This is a genomic window from Bacteroides sp. D2, from assembly GCF_025147085.1.
GTDB lineage: Bacteria > Bacteroidota > Bacteroidia > Bacteroidales > Bacteroidaceae > Bacteroides.
On the sequence record NZ_CP102261.1, the window covers coordinates 3,150,834 to 3,169,603 of the forward strand.

The 18,770-nt window shown below is 42.6% G+C and carries 13 protein-coding genes and 1 pseudogene; 11 read left to right on the forward strand and 3 right to left on the reverse strand.

Annotation, left to right across the window (positions count from 1 at the left end):
- Positions 1-8: 8 nt before the first annotated feature.
- Positions 9-1,148 carry a glycoside hydrolase family 88 protein gene (locus tag NQ505_RS10900; RefSeq protein WP_032853896.1) on the reverse strand — a complete coding sequence of 380 codons (1,140 nt, stop codon included), beginning with the start codon at positions 1,146-1,148 and terminating at the stop codon, positions 9-11.
- Positions 1,149-1,392: 244 nt separating this feature from the next.
- On the opposite strand from NQ505_RS10900, the pseudogene NQ505_RS10905 reads away from it, so the two are divergent.
- From NQ505_RS10905 to NQ505_RS10955, 11 genes and pseudogenes are all read left to right on the forward strand, one after another.
- Positions 1,393-3,225: pseudogene (locus tag NQ505_RS10905) on the forward strand (rhamnogalacturonan lyase); the annotation flags it as partial.
- A complete protein-coding gene (locus NQ505_RS10910; protein WP_232293056.1) occupies positions 3,202-4,593 on the forward strand; it encodes a glycoside hydrolase family 105 protein in 1,392 nt (463 codons plus the stop codon). The pseudogene NQ505_RS10905 and the gene NQ505_RS10910, both read left to right, overlap by 24 nt.
- A gap of 18 nt (positions 4,594-4,611) precedes the next feature.
- The gene (rhaM, locus tag NQ505_RS10915; protein WP_008642234.1) at positions 4,612-4,926 is read left to right on the forward strand and encodes an L-rhamnose mutarotase; all 315 of its coding nucleotides are present in this window, start codon (positions 4,612-4,614) and stop codon (positions 4,924-4,926) included.
- A gap of 152 nt (positions 4,927-5,078) precedes the next feature.
- On the forward strand, positions 5,079-9,362 hold the full coding sequence (locus NQ505_RS10920) for a two-component regulator propeller domain-containing protein (RefSeq protein ID WP_009000458.1): 4,284 nt from the start codon (positions 5,079-5,081) through the stop codon (positions 9,360-9,362).
- A gap of 166 nt (positions 9,363-9,528) precedes the next feature.
- On the forward strand, positions 9,529-10,521 hold the full coding sequence (locus NQ505_RS10925) for a polysaccharide deacetylase family protein (RefSeq protein WP_009000459.1): 993 nt from the start codon (positions 9,529-9,531) through the stop codon (positions 10,519-10,521).
- Positions 10,511-11,641 (forward strand): glycoside hydrolase family 88 protein, encoded by a 1,131-nt coding sequence (locus NQ505_RS10930; RefSeq protein WP_032853901.1) that lies wholly within the window; start codon positions 10,511-10,513, stop codon positions 11,639-11,641. The genes NQ505_RS10925 and NQ505_RS10930 overlap by 11 nt, the downstream gene beginning before the upstream one ends.
- Positions 11,642-11,813: 172 nt before the next feature.
- Positions 11,814-12,764: a fimbrillin family protein gene (locus tag NQ505_RS10935; RefSeq protein ID WP_009000461.1), complete on the forward strand. Its 951-nt coding sequence runs from the start codon at positions 11,814-11,816 to the stop codon at positions 12,762-12,764.
- 31 nt (positions 12,765-12,795) lie between these two features.
- The gene (locus tag NQ505_RS10940; RefSeq protein ID WP_009000462.1) at positions 12,796-13,686 is read left to right on the forward strand and encodes a fimbrillin family protein; all 891 of its coding nucleotides are present in this window, start codon (positions 12,796-12,798) and stop codon (positions 13,684-13,686) included.
- A gap of 21 nt (positions 13,687-13,707) precedes the next feature.
- A complete protein-coding gene (locus tag NQ505_RS10945; protein ID WP_009000463.1) occupies positions 13,708-15,312 on the forward strand; it encodes a fimbrillin family protein in 1,605 nt (534 codons plus the stop codon).
- Positions 15,313-15,333: 21 nt separating this feature from the next.
- A complete protein-coding gene (locus NQ505_RS10950) occupies positions 15,334-16,614 on the forward strand; it encodes a rhamnogalacturonan acetylesterase (protein ID WP_032853903.1) in 1,281 nt (426 codons plus the stop codon).
- Positions 16,615-16,681: 67 nt separating this feature from the next.
- Positions 16,682-17,455: a hypothetical protein gene (locus tag NQ505_RS10955; RefSeq protein ID WP_009000465.1), complete on the forward strand. Its 774-nt coding sequence runs from the start codon at positions 16,682-16,684 to the stop codon at positions 17,453-17,455.
- Between the two features lie 109 nt (positions 17,456-17,564).
- Here NQ505_RS10955 and NQ505_RS10960 read toward each other — a convergent pair whose 3' ends face one another.
- Positions 17,565-17,738: a hypothetical protein gene (locus NQ505_RS10960; protein ID WP_009000466.1), complete on the reverse strand. Its 174-nt coding sequence runs from the start codon at positions 17,736-17,738 to the stop codon at positions 17,565-17,567.
- A 1-nt stretch (position 17,739) separates the two neighbouring features.
- Positions 17,740-18,765 (reverse strand): alpha/beta hydrolase, encoded by a 1,026-nt coding sequence (locus NQ505_RS10965; protein WP_009000467.1) that lies wholly within the window; start codon positions 18,763-18,765, stop codon positions 17,740-17,742.
- Between the last annotated feature and the right edge of the window lie 5 nt (positions 18,766-18,770).

The following is an 18,770-nucleotide window of genomic DNA, read 5'->3' on the forward strand; positions in this document are numbered from 1 at the left end:
AGTGTATGTTATTTTAATTTATAAACTTCTGTTCCGGCAAGTAGGAAACAACCGACTCCGTAGTCTTCAAAATCGGGTACACTCTTATAGGTAACCGGCTGCCCGTCTTTGGGCTCCTTGCCTGTTCCCTGCACATATCCCAGGAATCCGTTCGGATGTACGGCATCTTTCACCATAGCGTTCCATGCTTTTAAAAGGACGGGAAAATACTCTTTGCGGTCGAGTAATCCGTTGCGGACTCCCCACGCCATACCGTATACAAACAATGCCGTGCCGGAAGTCTCTTTACCCCCGAAGTTCGTCGGATCATGAAGGCTGACATTCCAGAAACCATCTTCACGCTGACATTTCTTGAGTGCCTTGCTCATAGCGAGAAAATCGTTTATATAATCCTGGCGATGTGTTTCATTGGCAGGGATTTCATCCAATACCCGCACAAGTGCTGCATATACCCAGCCATTTCCACGACTCCAGTAGCAATCTTCTCCATTTGGCTCTTTGTAAGGAGGATCAAAATCCTGATCGCGCCACCATAAGCAATCTTTAGGATTATACATTCCGGCTTCTCCGTGCACATTACGGGTGTAAGAATACATATCCCACATCTTATCGTAGTATTTCTGTTCACCGGTCATTTTTCCAAACTTTGCGTAGATCGGCATTGCCATCTGGATAGCATCAATCCACCACCAATCGTTCACCTGCGGAGTATTAACTACCATATCGATACTTGCTTTTATATTCCGGATCATATTCGGATTGGACGGACACATGTTATAAAGGTCGATATAAACTTGTCCGCAGCAATGGTCATCTGCATTACGGGTTGTGTTACCGTTGCGCATTCCCCATTTGTGGAAATCAGCCCAGTCATAGGCGTACTTATAATAATCCTCACGCGGGTAAATGCCATAAAGAGCCATTAATCCTTCATAATATACACCTCTCGTCCATATATTGCTTGGACGGACTCTGCCATAGAAAGAAGGCAATGTGTAATCGGCATACTTTTTCATAAAGTAGTCGTTTACTTTTACGATGGTCTCTAAAGTCTCTTTTTGTGCAGGTAATTCTTGTGCTACGACCGGCTTTCCTGTCATAAGACAAAGAAGAGTTACTGTAAAGAATGAGAGTAGTGATTTCTTCATGGTGAAATAATTCTGTTTTATTAATTGAGTGTTCATACTAATTTTCATTGGCAAAGATAAGGGACGCACTTCTTTTCTTCAATGGATTTTCGTGCAGATGTATTCATTTTCGTTCACCGGATGGTTATAATACGGTTTAAAAGTAGCTTTTATGATGATTTCTACATAGATCTGTACAATATTCTATTTTATAAATAGGCTGTGCCGCTTACTTTTGTGTTGTAAATTGATTAACGATAAAACTATGAAATGCATAAGTGCCTTTTTTAGTCTGTGTCTGGTAGCTGCTTTTGTAGTGGCGCAGCCGAACTATGACTTTTCGAAACTGAAACGCGAACATTTGGGACGCGGTGTAATTGCCATCAGAGAGAATCCATCTACCGTTGCCGTGTCTTGGCGTTATCTATCTTCCGATCCGATGGACGAATCTTTTGATGTTTATAGAGACGGTGAAAAGATAAACAAGCATCCGGTAAGAAATGCGACTTTCTTTCAGGATATATATAAAGGTACGAACTCCGTACTTTATACCGTCAAAGCTATCAAATCAAAAACGGAAAGCAGTTATCAACTGCCGTCCGATGCTCCGGCAGGTTATCTGAACATCCCGCTGAATCGTCCCGAAAACGGAACGACTCCGGCTGGACAGAGTTATTATTATGCTCCTAATGATGCCAGTATCGGTGATGTGGATGGCGACGGGGAATATGAGATTATTCTGAAATGGGATCCGTCGAACGCACACGATAATTCGCATGACGGCTACACCGGAGAGGTATATTTCGATTGTTATAAGTTGAGCGGAAAACTTTTATGGCGCATTAATCTGGGACGCAATATACGTGCCGGTGCACACTACACCCAGTTTATGGTGTTTGACCTTGATACCGACGGAAAAGCGGAAGTAGTAATGAAAACTGCCGACGGAACAGTGGACGGAAAAGGAAAAGTGATTGGAGATGCGCAAGCTGACTATCGGAACGAACAGGGACGTATCTTGACCGGACCGGAATATCTGACCGTCTTCAACGGATTGACAGGAGAAGCGATGCAAACGATTGATTATGTACCCGGAAGAGGAAATCTGATGGATTGGGGAGACAATCGTGGCAATCGTAGCGACCGCTTTTTGGCTTGCGTTGCCTATCTCGACGGCATTCATCCAAGTGTTGTGATGTGTCGTGGATATTATACCCGTACAGTACTGGCGGCTTATGATTGGAATGGAAAGGAACTGAAGGAACGTTGGATGTTCGACAGTAACCATCCCGGTTGTGAAGATTACGCCGGACAAGGAAACCACAATCTGCGCGTAGGCGATGTGGACGGTGACGGATGCGACGAAATCATTTATGGTTCGTGTGCCATCGATCATAACGGCAAAGGGCTATACACAACGAAGATGGGACATGGAGACGCGATTCATCTGACTCATTTCGATCCTTCCCGCAAAGGGCTGCAAGTATGGGACTGCCACGAAAACAAGCGTGACGGAAGTACGTACAGAGATGCGGCAACCGGAGAAATACTTTTCCAGATAAAAGATAGTACGGATGTCGGACGTTGCATGGCGGCTGATATTGACCCGACCCAACCGGGCGTTGAAATGTGGTCTCTTGCTTCCGGAGGAATAAGAAATGTAAAAGGAGAAGTGGTAAAAGCCCGGGTAAGGGGATTATCATGTAATATGGCTGTCTGGTGGGATGGTGATTTGCTGCGCGAACTATTGGATAGAAATATAGTCAGCAAATATAATTGGGAAAAAGGAATCTGTGAACGTATAGCCATTTTTGAAGGAGCTCTTTCCAACAATGGAACGAAAGCAACACCTTGCCTGCAAGGAGATATCGTAGGCGACTGGCGGGAAGAAGTGCTGTTGCGTACAGCCGATAATACCGCTTTGCGGCTTTATGTCTCTACCATTCCCACTGATTACCGCTTCCACACCTTTTTGGAAGATCCTGTTTATCGCATCAGTATTGCTACCCAAAACGTAGCCTACAACCAGCCGACACAACCGGGATTCTACTTTGGACCGGATTTGCAGGGAACCATATTCAGAGGATGTAAAATACCTCTGCCTGTCAGCGCACAGAAAAAGAAAACTGTAGTGAATGACTCAAACACCCCTTTGCATTTATTGCAACCTGCTTATCAGGGCACGTATGGTGATTTGACACCGGAACAGGTTAAGAAAGATGTAGACCGTGTATTTGCTTATATAGATAAGGAGACTCCCGCCCGTGTGGTAGACAAGAATACGGGTAAAGTGATTACCAACTATGCAACGATGGGAGAGGAGGCGCAACTGGAGCGTGGAGCTTTTCGTTTGGCAAGTTATGAATGGGGAGTGACCTATTCTGCCTTGATAGCGGCATCCGAAGCTACGGGCGACACACGCTATATGGATTATGTACAGAATCGTTTTCGTTTTCTGGCCGAAGTAGCACCGCATTTCAAACGTGTTTATAAAGAAAAGGGTACGACAGACCCGCAGTTGCTTCAAATCCTCACCCCACACGCGTTGGATGATGCGGGAGCCGTATGCGCAGCGATGATGAAAGTCCGTTTGAAAGACCCCTCGCTTCCTGTAGATGAACTGATACGTAATTATTTTGATTTCATCATCCATAAAGAGTATCGCCTGGCAGATGGAACTTTTGCACGCAACCGTCCGCAGCGTAATACTCTTTGGCTGGACGATATGTTTATGGGTATTCCGGCAGTAGCACAAATGAGCTGTTATGACAAAGAGCAAAAAGACAAATATCTGGCAGAAGCGGTAAGACAATTCCTGCAATTTGCCGATCGTATGTTTATTCCCGAAAAAGGATTGTATCGCCACGGTTGGGTGGAAAGCAGTACCGACCACCCTGCTTTCTGTTGGGCACGTGCCAACGGTTGGGCTATGCTGACGGCTTGTGAACTGCTCGACGTTCTACCGGAAGACTACCCTCAACGGGCGAAAGTGATGGATTATTTCCGGGCTCATGTACGTGGAGTGACAGCCTTACAAAGCGGAGAAGGATTTTGGCACCAACTGCTCGACCGGAATGATTCTTACCTGGAAACTTCCGCTACTGCGATATATGTATACTGTCTGGCACACGCCATCAATAAAGGATGGATTGACGCCATTGCTTACGGACCGGTTGCTCATCTGGGATGGCATGCCGTAGCCGGCAAGATAAATGCGGAGGGGCAGGTGGAAGGAACCTGCGTCGGTACGGGAATGGCTTTCGATCCTGCTTTTTACTACTATCGTCCGGTCAATGTATATGCGGCACATGGGTACGGACCAGTTCTTTGGGCAGGTGCGGAAATGATTCGCTTGCTAAAAAAACAATACCCCCAGATGAATGACAGTGCCGTTCAATACTACCAGGTGAAACAAAAGACGACGGCACCTATTTTTGCCATCGACACAGAAGAAAAGAAAGATTAACTTTAATAGATTGAAACCATGAAACGAGAAGCATTTAAAATGTATTTGAAACCCGGATGTGAAGCCGAATATGAAAAAAGACATGCTGCCATCTGGCCAGAACTGAAAGCGTTGCTTTCACAGAATGGAGTGTCGGACTATTCGATTTACTGGGATAAAGAAACAAATATCCTGTTCGCTTTCCAAAAAACGGAAGGGGGAGCAGGTTCACAGGATTTAGGCAATACGGAAATCGTACAGAAATGGTGGGATTATATGGCGGATATCATGGAAGTGAATCCGGACAACTCGCCGATATCCATTCCTTTGCCGGAAGTATTCCATATGGATTGATTTTCTAGTAATTAGGTTGAATTGTTTGTGCAGGGGGATACTTGGTAGAGAAAACTGGTGTCCTCCTCGTGCTATTTTGTGAGTGTTTCTTTTATTATCTCAACTATCTTGATTATTTTTGTCCAACATTTATTATTAATCTTGGAATCTATATGACGCAAAGACACCTTTTAGTCTTCACTTTCCTTGTTAGCTTTGTACTGAATGCTTATAGTGCAATAGAGCTTCGTTCTACACAAATGAGAACCAGTGACGGCCTTCCCAACAACTCTATCCGATACATCTATCAGGATAGCAAAGGCTTTTTGTGGCTGGCTACCTTGAACGGATTAAGCCGTTATGATGGCAACTCTTTCCTGACCTTTCGTCCGGAAGCCGGAGATAAAGTGTCTTTGGCGGACAACCGGATTTACGATCTCACAGAAGATAAAGATGGTTTCTTATGGATCTCTACTACACCTGAACTATATAGCTGCTACGACTTGCAACGTGCTCGTTTTGTTGATTACACGGGTTGTGGCGAGTTAAGGCAGAATTACTCTACTGTATTCGTTGCAGCCAACGGAGATGTGTGGCTATCACATCAGGGCAATGGTTGCCGACGCATGGTGCATCAGAAAAACGGTGAAATGACGTCTACCGTATTCAGGACAGAATGTGGCAACCTGCCGGATAACCGGGTGAAATTCGTGAATGAAGATACCAGTGGACGCATCTGGATTGGCACTCAATGCGGATTAGTTTCTGTTTCCAATGGACAATATCGGATAGAAGACCGGTTGATTCATTTTACTTCTTCTCTGGCTTATAAGGATGACATGTATTTCCTTACGGCAGATGGAGATATTTATTATTACCATTCGGCTACGCAGAAGATGCAAAAGCTGGCTGCCCTTTCAACCGTTGCTGGGCAGACGTCGCCTACCGGAAATTTCTTGTTGAAGGATAAATGGATGATTCTGACTACGACCGGAGTATATACTTATGATTTTACGACCGGAGAAGTAGCCGCTGACCCCCGTCTAAATATTAAAAAGGGCGAACTGATTCGTGACAATCACGGAGACTATTGGATATACAATCATACGGGACACCTTACTTATGTGGTTGCTGCAACCGGTGAAAGTAAAGATTTTCAGTTAATTCCTCAAGATAAAATCGGCTATATCGACTTTGAACGTTATCATATCGTACATGATTCCCGGGGAATAATCTGGATTTCTACTTATGGTAATGGTCTTTTTGCTTATAATATAGCCGAAGATAAGCTGGAACATTTCGTTGCCAACATCAACGATCAAAGTCATATCAGCTCGGATTTTCTGCAATATGTCATGGAGGATCGTGCCGGTGGTATCTGGGTGGCTTCGGAATATTCGGGTTTATCCCGCATTTCTGTATTGAATGAAGGTACTTCCCGCATCTATCCCGAATCCCGTGAGCTGTTCGACCGTTCGAATACCATTCGTATGTTGACCAAAATGTCTAATGGTGATATTTGCGTAGGTACGCGTAAAGGCGGACTTTATACCTTTGATGCGAATCTTCAGTCGAAAATGACAAATCAATATTTCCATTCCAATATTTATGCAATCGCTGAAGATCGGCAGGGGCGAATGTGGACAGGAACCCGTGGTAATGGATTGAAGGTGGGAGATACCTGGTATTATAATACCCCGTCCGACCCGACTTCATTGTCTGATAATAACGTTTTTGCTATTTATCGTGATCGCAAAGAGCGTATGTGGGTGGGTACATTTGGAGGAGGGCTCGAATTGGCTGAACCTACTTCTGACGGAAAATATAAATTCCGGCATTTCTTTCAGCAAACATTCGGAATGAGGATGGTGCGTGTGATAGAAGAAGATGAAAACGGAATGGTTTGGGTAGGAACCAGTGAGGGTATCTGTATCTTTCATCCGGATTCACTGATTGCTGATGGTGATAATTATCATCTCTTCAGTTATACAAACGGAAAATTCTGTAGTAATGAGATCAAATGTATCTATCGTGATACGAAAGGACGTATGTGGATTGGTACTTCCGGTTCGGGACTGAACCTTTGTACACCGCAGGATGACTATCATTCATTGAAATATGAGCATTACGGAACTTCCGAAGGGTTGGTCAACGATGTGATCCAGTCTGTTTTGGGAGATAAAAAAGGGAATCTTTGGGTAGCGACCGAATATGGAATATCCAAGTTTAACCCGTCCACTCATTCTTTTGAGAACTATTTCTTTTCTTCCTATACTTTAGGAAACGTGTATAGCGAGAATAGTGCCTGTATGCGTGAAGACGGAAAACTGCTTTTTGGAACGAACTATGGATTAATAGTGATCGACCCTGAAAAGATACAAGATAGTGAGACGTTTTCTCCGGTTGTTTTCACTGATTTGTACGTCAATGGAACCCAGATGAATCCGCAGATGGAGGATTCTCCATTAAAACAGTCTCTTGCTTATTCGGATGAAATTACGCTGAAATATTTTCAAAACTCGTTCCTGATAGATTTCTCTACTTTCGACTATTCGGATAGCGGACATACGAAATATATGTATTGGCTGGAAAACTATGACCAGGGATGGAGTACTCCTTCTCCACTGAATTTCGCTTCCTTTAAGTATCTGAATCCTGGAACCTACATACTTCATGTCAAATCCAGCAATGGCTCGGGTATATGGAACGACAGTGAGACTACATTGAAGATTGTAATCGTTCCACCGTTTTGGAAAACTACTTGGGCAATGCTGTGTTATGTTCTGTTATTGATTGTTGCCTTGTATTTTGCTTTCCGTATCGTTCGCAACTTTAATGGTTTGCGCAACCGTATTAACGTAGAGAAGCAACTGACTGAATATAAGCTGGTCTTCTTTACTAATATTTCTCATGAATTCCGTACTCCGCTTACCTTAATCCAGGGAGCTTTGGAGAAAATCCAGCGTGTCACGGATATTCCGCGTGAATTGATATATCCTCTGAAAACAATGGATAAGAGCACGCAACGTATGTTGAGGCTCATCAACCAGTTGCTGGAATTTAGAAAGATGCAGAATAATAAACTGGCACTTTCTTTAGAGGAAACGGATGTCATCGCTTTCCTTTATGAAATATTCTTGAGTTTCGGGGACGTGGCGGAACAGAAGAATATGAACTTCCGTTTCTTGCCTTCAGTGCCATCTTATAAGATGTTTATTGATAAAGGAAATTTGGATAAGGTGACTTATAACCTGCTTTCCAACGCCTTTAAATATACTCCTTCCAACGGAACAATTATTCTCTCGGTGAATGTGGACGAAGGGAAGCAAACCTTGCAGATTCAGGTTTCGGATACAGGAGTCGGTATTCCTAAAGAAAAGCAGAACGAATTGTTCAAGCGATTTATGCAGAGCAATTTCTCCGGTGACAGTATTGGTGTCGGTCTGCATTTGAGCCACGAACTGGTGCAGGTACATAAAGGTACGATTGAGTATAAAGATAATGAAGGTGGTGGCTCTGTATTTACCGTATGTATTCCGACAGATAAGACGGTGTATTCGGAGAAAGATTTCCTTGTTCCGGGCAATGTGCTGCTGAAAGAGGCAGACGGTCACGCGCATCATTTATTGCAACTTTCGGAAGAACTTCCTGACCCGGAAAAGATGGCTACTCCTTTGAATAAACGGAAAGTGCTGATTATTGAAGATGATAATGATATCCGTGAGTTTCTGCGGGAAGAAATCGGTGCGTACTTTGAAGTGGAAGTGGCTGCCGACGGTACATCCGGATTTGAAAAGGCCCGTACGTATGATGCCGATTTGATAATCTGTGACGTTCTGATGCCGGGTATGACCGGATTTGAAGTGACCAAGAAACTAAAAACGGATTTTGATACGAGCCATATTCCCATTATTCTTCTGACCGCATTAAACTCACCGGAAAAGCATCTGGAAGGAATTGAAGCAGGTGCGGATGCGTATATCGCAAAACCGTTTAGTGTAAAACTGCTGTTAGCACGTGTATTCCGTTTGATTGAGCAGCGTGATAAATTGCGTGAGAAGTTCTCCAGCGAACCTGGTATTGTGCGTCCGGCTATGTGTACTACCGATCGGGATAAAGAATTTGCAGACCGTTTGGCTGCCATCCTCGAACAGAATCTTGCCCGTCCTGAATTCTCTATTGACGAGTTTGCACAACTCATGAAGTTGGGACGAACCGTATTTTATCGGAAACTGCGTGGCGTAACAGGATATTCGCCTAATGAATATTTACGTGTGGTACGAATGAAGAAAGCGGCGGAGTTGTTGCTGTCAGAAGATAATCTGACGGTTGCGGAAGTCTCTTACAAGGTAGGCATCAGTGATCCTTTCTATTTCAGTAAATGCTTTAAAGCACAGTTTGGAGTGGCACCATCGGTTTATCAACGTGGTGTGAATAGTGAGGGAGATTCCATGTAGGATGGATTTTATCCATTTCGCTTCCGGACCTTTATATTGAATAATAGTCCTTGTATTTGTGTACAATAGTCCATTGTACAACAGGAAAGGTACACCTATCTTTGCAGGGTAAAATAGTGTGTAACTATGGATTTCGTATCCATATATTTAATCATTTAATAGAATCATGAAAACACTTTCTTTATTTATTCTGACTTCTTTCTTCTATGCTTTTGGCATAAATACTTTATCGGCTGCAGATTGGAAAGTTTATGTTGCCAAATATAAGCAGGACAAAACCTGTGCCATCACCTATACTTTTGATGATGGTTTGGCAGAACATTCCACAGTGGCTGCACCGGAATTGGAAAAGCGTGGCTTTAGAGGAACTTTTTGGGTTTGCGGTTATTACACGGAACAAGGGGTATCATCCAAGTTACCTCGAATGACTTGGAATGAACTAAAGAAAATGGCAAAGAACGGACATGAAATTTCCAATCATAGCTGGTCGCATCAGAATGCGAAACGTTTGACTTTGGAACAAGTGAAATCTGAAATAGAGAAGAATGATAGTGCGATTTTTGCCAATATAGGCGTTATGCCTGTCACTTATTGTTATCCATATAACTATAAGACAGATGAGATCGTGGCACTGGCTTCTAAAAACAGAGTGGGAACACGTATCAAACAGATTTCGATTGGTGGAAAATCTACCCCTCAACGTTTTGCCAAATGGCTGGATGACTTAATGAAGAAAGAGGAGTGGGGAGTAGGTATGACGCATGGAATCAACTACGGATATGATGCTTTTAAAGACCCTTCCTTGTTTTGGGCACATCTCGATAAAGTGAAAAGCTTGGAAGATAAAATCTGGGTAGGAACGTTTCGCGAAGTGTCCGCTTATATAAAAGAGAGAGACGATATTCAATTAAACGTTTCCATACATAAGAGAGGAATGACGATTACTCCTGAAATGACATTGGATAAGAAAATGTATACAGAACCATTAACCATGGTACTTGTGGGGGAGGCTGTAGAAAAGGTGTCTGTGAAACAAGGTAAAAAGCAACTTTCCGCACATATTGCCGGAGATAAAGTCCTTTTTGATTTCAATCCGTATGCAGGGAAAATTAAAGTAAGTTTCAACTATAAACAATCTAAGAATGTACATGAGAAATAAATTAGTATTATTATTCTTTTTCATATTGACAGTTGCTGTCAGTGTAAATGCTCAAACCTTGCCCGACCAAAAGGAAACATTGGAGGTCATGAAGAAAGTGAACGGTTACTTTATGAAAAAGTATGCCGATTATACTATCCCCAGTTTTTATGGTCGTGTACGTCCCAGTAATATCTGGACACGTGGCGTGTATTATGAAGGACTGATGGCGCTTTATTCTATTTACCCACGTGAGGATTATTATAAATATGCCTACGACTGGGCTGATTTCCACAAATGGGGAATGCGAAATGGTAATACAACCCGTAATGCTGATGACCACTGTTGCGGACAGGCGTATATTGATTTATATAAGATTTGTCCGTCAGATCCGAACATGATTCGGAATATCAAAGCGAGCATCGATATGGTGGTGAATACACCGCAGGTGAATGACTGGTGGTGGATTGATGCTGTGCAGATGGCGATGCCGATCTTTGCTAAATTCGGAAAGATGACCGGAGAACAGAAGTACTACGACAAGATGTGGGATATGTACTATTATACACGCAGTCAGCACGATGAAACCGGTATGTTCAATCAGAAAGACGGTCTGTGGTGGCGCGATCAGGATTTCAATCCTCCCTATAAGGAGCCTAATGGAGAAGATTGCTACTGGAGTCGTGGAAATGGCTGGGTATATGCTGCTTTGGTGCGTGTATTGGATGAAATTCCCTCTGACGAAAAACACCGTCAGGATTATATCAATGATTTCCTGACCATGAGCAAGGCACTCAAGAAATGCCAGCGTGAAGATGGTTTCTGGAATGTCAGTCTTCATGACCCGACGAACTTCGGGGGCAAAGAGACTTCCGGCACGGCACTGTTTGTTTACGGTATGGCTTGGGGAGTTCGTAACGTATTACTCGACCGTAAAGAATATCTTCCCATCCTTTTAAAAGCGTGGAACGCTATGGTAAAAGATGCCGTACATCCGAATGGATTTCTGGGATATGTGCAGGGAACAGGCAAAGAGCCTAAAGACGGACAGCCGGTCACATTTAAAAGCATACCCGATTTTGAAGATTATGGGGTCGGTTGTTTTTTGCTTGCCGGGACGGAAGTGTACAAGTTGAAATAATAGAATAATATACACTTCTCCATAGGTAATTATACTCTGGAAGCCTTTGTTCCCCTTAATGAATGATTGCCAAGGTATTTGCGTACAATCGTCCATTGTGTACTTCAATCAGTACGTCTACATTTGCAGAAGTAAAAAATAGAAAAAACAATAACTTAAAATGAAGACATCAATGAAAAACATGTATTTAGCTGCCGCTATGGTAGTGTCATTAGCTTTTTCTGCTTGTAGTGACGAAGAGTCGGGAAAAGCGGACCGCGCCTATAAACCCATTGAAATTTTTGGGAATATCAACGAAGTAGTGAGTAATGTCCAGGAAACTCGTGCTGTCGGTGCGGCATGGGGGTCGGACGATCGTATTGGAGTAACTGTTGAAGCGGACGAGGATAACGCGACGGCTAATGCAGTGGATACCTATATTAATATTCAATATCGCAATGAAACCGGAGGTTCGTTTCGTGTGGTCAATGAAGGTTCAACAGACAATAATATCCGTTTGAAGGGAGAAGGTGAGTTTACTTTAAGTGCTTATTATCCGTATCAGGGAGCGAATGGCACATTGCCGGGTACGGAAGGAGTGATTGTAAAAACAATCAGCGGAGCAGATCAGGCAACCGACAAGCAGCCGCAAATAGACTTCCTGTTTGCCAAAGCTACCGGAGTCCATGCAGAGTCTCCTGTTACATTTGACTTCTCTCATAAAATGACTAAAATCATTTTGAAGTTTAAAGCAACCAATGGGGCTACATTAAATAATATGAAAGTTTATCTGAAAAGCCTGCAATTGGAAGGCTCTTTTAATGTAACTACTGGTGAGGCTGTTGCTAAAAGTGGTGCTACTCCGAATTCGGAATTAAGTATGGATATTGCCAAACCGGCAGAAGGTGAAATGACCGCATCTATTATCCTGTTCCCGCAAGATATGCCGGAGAAAGTCTTGCTGGAAGTAAAAATGAATGATGAGACCTACACACAATATATGCCTGTTCAGAATCTGGAAAGTGGGCATGCATATCCTTATAATGTGACCTTCGAAAATCCTGCAATGACAATTACCAAAGCGGAAATTGAAGACTGGATCGTAGAAGATGATAAAGATGTGACTGCTTCGGTTACTGAATAAACGACTGACAAGGATTCAAAAAAAGGATGATATGAAAAGAAATGAATTATGGTTTGGCGGTTTATTGGCAGTAGCAGGTTTCTTTGGAGCTTGTACCAATGTAGCGGAAGACGAGTTTCAAAATAATCAATATCCGATGGAGCTAATGGCGGAAAAGTCAGCTATGACTTTTACGCACAGCATCGGGGAGAAGACTGAATGGGAGGGGGGAGAATCAGTTTCCCTATACGATGGTTTCTCACAAAAGTTGTATGAGGTTTCTCAAACAGGAGAAATGAGTGCTAAAAATAACGATCCTCTTTATTGGTATACGACGACGGAAGAAGAGACTTTGTTTGCCTGGTATCCCTCTTCGGAAACTTTGCTGACAGAGTGGACTGTAGCTTCCGATCAGACTATTGAAGAGGCATATAAAAACTCGGATTTCCTTTATGCTTATGAGAAAATGAAATTCCGTAGCGAACGGAAACTTAAATTCCATCACGGAACAGTGAAGTTGGTTATTAATGTGAAAGGTGACGGAGATACCGTATCGGAAGAAGATTTGAAAGATATTGTATTTACTGTGAGTGCTGTAACAAAGGGTACTATGGCAGAAGGCAAATTACAGTCTGCCGCAGGAGTTGAAGCGACAGTGATGAAACCTTATCTGTTGGAAAATGCTAGAGAGGGATATGCTTATTCTTTTCAGTTGCTGATGATTCCGCAGGATATGTCCGGCAAATTATTCTTTAAAGTTACGTTGAAAGACGGCAGAAATTTCGGTCATATGCCGGGCAATGGTGAAGGCATATTAGAAGGCGGACACCAATATACATACAATGTAGGAGTTGGTAAACCTGGATTGAAAGTGACGATAGAGAAAGATTCTGTTTCGTGGGAAGGTGATGATGAAGAGGTTGAAGGAACTGATAGAGAATAATATTCAAAATTTGAAGCGAAGATGAAACAATATAAATTTATGCAAGCAGCCTTACTGACAATCCTGTTGTGCGGTTGGACTGGTTGTTCTCAAAATGAGGAAGAAGTTCCGGGAAATGTACGGGACGGGATTGTACTGAACGTGACTGATACAGGGTTAATTAACAATGAACCGTCTACACGTACGGAAGATACAGGCTTTGTTACCACTTTTACGCAGGGAGACCAGATTGGATTGTTCGCCGTGAAAGATGGTGCGATATTGGATGAAATCAATAATATGCCTTTTACGTTCAATGGTTCGAGTTGGTCGGGCAAACCGATATTATATGATGACCGGTTGGCCGGAGTGACTTTCTACGCTTACTATCCTTATCAACCGGAAATGACAGAAAAAATAGATCTGGCAAGTGATGACTTTTTTGCTCCTTTGGTAGCCGGTTGGGAATTGACAACAGAACAGAGTGACCAGAAAGCGTATGCAAAGCAAGATTTAATGACTTCAAATGCAACGGCATTGATTGGCGATAACGGAAACTATACATTGAGTTTTCAGTTGACACACCGTATGAGTCTGCTTGTGGTGAAGTTGCCTTCTACACGGTATATTTTCACAGATGCAGAGGGGGTGGCAATGCCGGAAGCAACTCCTTATGTTGCTATGCCTGTCAATGTAGCTTTCTATCTTGATAATGTAGAGGAAGGAACAAAGATCTCTCCTTATTATGACGCGAAGAAAGATGAATATCGTTTACTAAGAAAGCCGTCTTCGGAAAATCAGATAATTGGTCATTACAATGATAAACAATGTACGTTTGATACGGCTGAAAAGATGAAAGAAGGGAGGTACAAACGTTTTGTTGTCGATGGCGGTTATAAAGAGGTGACCCACCATCTACAGGTAGGCGATTATTATTATGCAGATGGCAGTGTGGTAAGTGGCAATGAAGCAGAACCTGCAAAGGAAAATTGCATTGGAATCGTATGCTGGGTCGGAAATCCGATGCCTTCTGTATTGTATAAAGATGTAGCGGGAACTCCCTACACTGCCAATAATGACGCATTGCTCCGTTCACATCCCAATTGTGTTCATGGATTAGTAATGAGTCTTTATACAGAAACCGGTAAATTCTCTCCTGCTCTTACTCAAAGTATACACGACTGGTTTATGACCACTTCATTTACTTCTTCCTATGTCTCTGTCACTGGATATTATGATGTAAATGAAAATAATAAAAACAAACCTCTTCGCTTTTTGGGATATAATAATTCGGAAGTATTGGATTTGTATTATGATACTTTCAAAACTGATTTTGAATGTTTCCGATATCAGGATGATTGTGAAAGCAGTTTTCCGGCTCCGTCTATTACTACCGGTTGGTATGTGCCCTCCAGTGGGGAACTTGTAGCTTTGCAGGATAAAGATAATTCTTTAGAGAGTAAGGTGAACTCTAAGTTGATAAAAGTATCAGATAAAACAATGGATATGTCTGCTACCTATTGGAGCAGTACGGAACGAAATAATAAGAATATGTACATTGTTACTTATTCTAAAACTGCTGGTTCGGCAGGAACTGGCGGTGTCAAGACCAATACTTACACTTATCGTTTCTTCCTGGGATTCTAATTTAAAGATATTCGTATGATGATGAAGAGAATACTGTTTCTTATTAGTCTTTTGTCGGTAACCAGTTGCCTTTTAGTACGCGCTCAGGTCTATAAATTCGACTTTACTCCCGATAAAAAGGTAGAAGAGGGATATATTAAAGTGACACCCGAAACTTTGTTCAATAACGAACAGGGTTTCGGATATGATTTGCAACCGGCGTGGGATGGAAAAAGCAATCAGCCTTTCTTTTTCTCTGTCAATGTTCCTGATGGCAATTATAAAGTAACCGTTACTCTTGGCAGTAAGGATTCAGCCGGAAATACTACGGTACGTGCCGAGTCCCGCCGACTGTTTATTGAAAATCTTCCGACTAAAAAAGGAGAAATGATTACCGAATCTTTTACCGTCAACAAACGGAACATGAAAATCAGCGAAAGAGAGAAAGTTAAAATCAAGGCACGTGAAAAAAACAAACTGAACTGGGATGAAAAACTGACTCTTGAATTTAATGGTGATGCTCCTCGTATGACTTCTCTGGTCATTGAGCGTGTAGATAAAGTGACCACTATCTTTCTTTGCGGTAACTCCACCGTAGTGGATTATGACAACGAACCTTGGGCTGCCTGGGGACAAATGTTTCCGCGTTGGTTCACCGATCAGGTGGCTATTGCCAATTATGCTGAATCCGGAGAATCTGCCAATACCTTTATCGGTGCCGGACGTTTGAAGAAAGCATTGACACAGATGAAGAAAGGGGATTATCTTTTTATGGAGTTCGGTCATAACGATCAGAAGCAGAAGGGTCCAGGTAAAGGAGCTTTCTATTCTTTCATGTATAATTTGAAGATTTATATTGATGAAGCACGTTCCAGAGGTGCGCAGCCTGTATTGATAACTCCTACCCAGCGTCGTCGTTTTGATAAGAATGGTAAAATTGTAAATACTCACCTTGATTATCCTGATGCGATTCGTTGGTTGGCAGCCAGAGAAAATGTACCTTTGATTGACTTGAACGAAATAAGCCGTACGCTTTATGAGGCAATGGGTGTAGACGGTTCTGAACATGCGTTCGTGCATTACCCTGCTAATACATACCCGGGACAAACTAAGGAGCTGAAAGATAATTCCCACTCCAACACTTTCGGTGCTTATGAGTTGGCGAAATGTATTATTGAAGGAATGAAGAAAGCCGATTTGCAGGTAGTGAAGTTTTTGAGGAAAGATTATAATGGATTCAATCCGAAGCATCCTGATAATTTTGAAGATTTTAAATGGAGTCTTTGTCCGTTTACAGAAATAGAAAAACCGGATGGTAATTGATAAAAGGAGTCTGACTTTTGAATCTGACAAATAACGTAGATTAAAAACATAAAATAGAGGAGAGATTATGAAAAAAGTAATGGTATCAATGGCGTTGGTAGTACTAGCATTAGGAAGCCAGGCACAAGTTTTAAAGAATGACCTGTTGAAAGGTTATAAGGAAGGTGATCGTTTGGAGAAAGCAGTTTATGATGACAAACGGGCTCCTATTAACGTAGATACCTGGTGTGGCGCATTTACTGCGACGTCGGTTGAAGGAGTTGTAAGCCCTACTGTTGGAAAGGCTTTGACTTATGCCGGATATAATGAGACGGGACCATCTATCAATTTTGGTTTTCCGCAAGGTGTGAAAGGTTCCCGTGTTAGCGTATATTCTTTGGTAGAATCAGGAAAAGTTTACTCAAAAGGAACTTATTATTTGGCTTGTCTGGTGAACTTTGCTAAAGTCGGCTCAAGTAATTTGGCAGATATTCTGGCTGCGAGTGCCAGTTATGTTGGCGGAGGAAATCGTGGTCAAGTATATGTCAGACGTGAAGGAAATGATAAAATCAAATTTGCTGTTGGTTTGATGAAAGAACGTAATGAGGCTCCTATGGTATATGATTATAATACAACGCATCTGTTGGTATTGAAAGTCGATTATGACAAAAATGAAGTATCTTTGTTCGTTGACCCTGAATTAAGTCAGAATGAGCCGAAAGCTGATGCTGTAGTAGCTGGCGAAGAAGGTGCTTTGAAAGCTGGTCTGAAAGCAATTTCGTTTAGAAATCGCAGTGGCTTTAAAGGAAATATCGGAAATTTCCGCTTTGCTAAAGATTGGGCAGGTAGTATAGGTAAATAATAGAATCTATTAATCTGTTAACTTAAAGAGGGGGGAGGTGCATTGTAGGCAACTCCCCCCCTCTTTAAGTTGTGGCAGTCTTTATTTTTCCATATAATATATTCTAAAATTACTGCTTGTCTTGTAATTCATCTATGTTCTCTACATGTGTCCGTAATGCAGGGCGGATATTATTGCCCAATTCCTGCCGGACAAGTGCTGTAACTTCGTTATATATAGACAAATAAGGTTCTACAACCTCAGTCTCAACCATGTCTCTGTCTGTCCATAGTTGTTGGTTCATTCTAATCCAGCCCTTTTTCATGCAGCCACTTGGAGATATGCGCAGCCACTTCCATGTTGTTCAAATCAGACATAATGAAATGTGTATTGCCATGCAAACCAATTTCGGGCAAGTGGATAACTGTCACATCACCACCCATCTCATTGACTATTTTCGCCCACATGCGCATCAAGTACAGACGACGGGTCCATTCGTAGAGTTCGGGATACTCATCCGTTTCGGGTAGGTTGTCGCCATAATATATGATAATAGGGATGCGCGTAAACTCTTTGAAGATGTCCGCAGGTACTTCCACACCTTCCGTATTCTGCTTAGAATGCGTCTCTATCTTCCCCTCTTCTGGTAACATTCCTTCAGGAAAAGGAACATTCCCTCCAGGCTCTAAAGCAATAATGGCCTTGATATTCCGTGTTTTCGGCACAGTCTGCCATGCCACGGCGCCACCTTGTGAATGTACCATGAATATAGCTTTGCCTATTTTGTCGAATAGTGCGGCATATGCATCGGCATATACGTCAAGGTTTTTGCTGCCAATGTTCGGGGTCATCTGACGAAAGAACTGGTTTAGTGTTTCTTCATCTTGCTTGAACTGTACGCCTTTGAAATAATCCGGCCAAATACCTATACGGAAGCGATTGAACCATTCTTCCTCATCGAACCGGGGCGCAATGGTGGCAGTGTCAGTGCTCCGCCCGGCATTGCCACGACGAGGTTGGTCCGCAAGATAGGTCGAGAAACCCTTCCGAAGAAATATGTTCTGAAAGCCCTCTCGTCCGTCGGGAGTTGTTTCCCATGTCTTCGAAAACTGGCCTACTCCATGAGCGAATACCAGCGGATAACGCCTTGCATCAACTGGCTTCTGATAGAACACGTAGGCATGGTCTCCGTGGTACTGTCGCCCTGCGGAATCCGTGAGCACCGTTCCGCCCACGGAAAAGCTTCCCTGTCCGGCTATTTGCAGTGTATTACCGCCATTGTGGCAAGATACCAAAGCAACCAACATACTTATAACAATAGCTGTTTTCATATTCT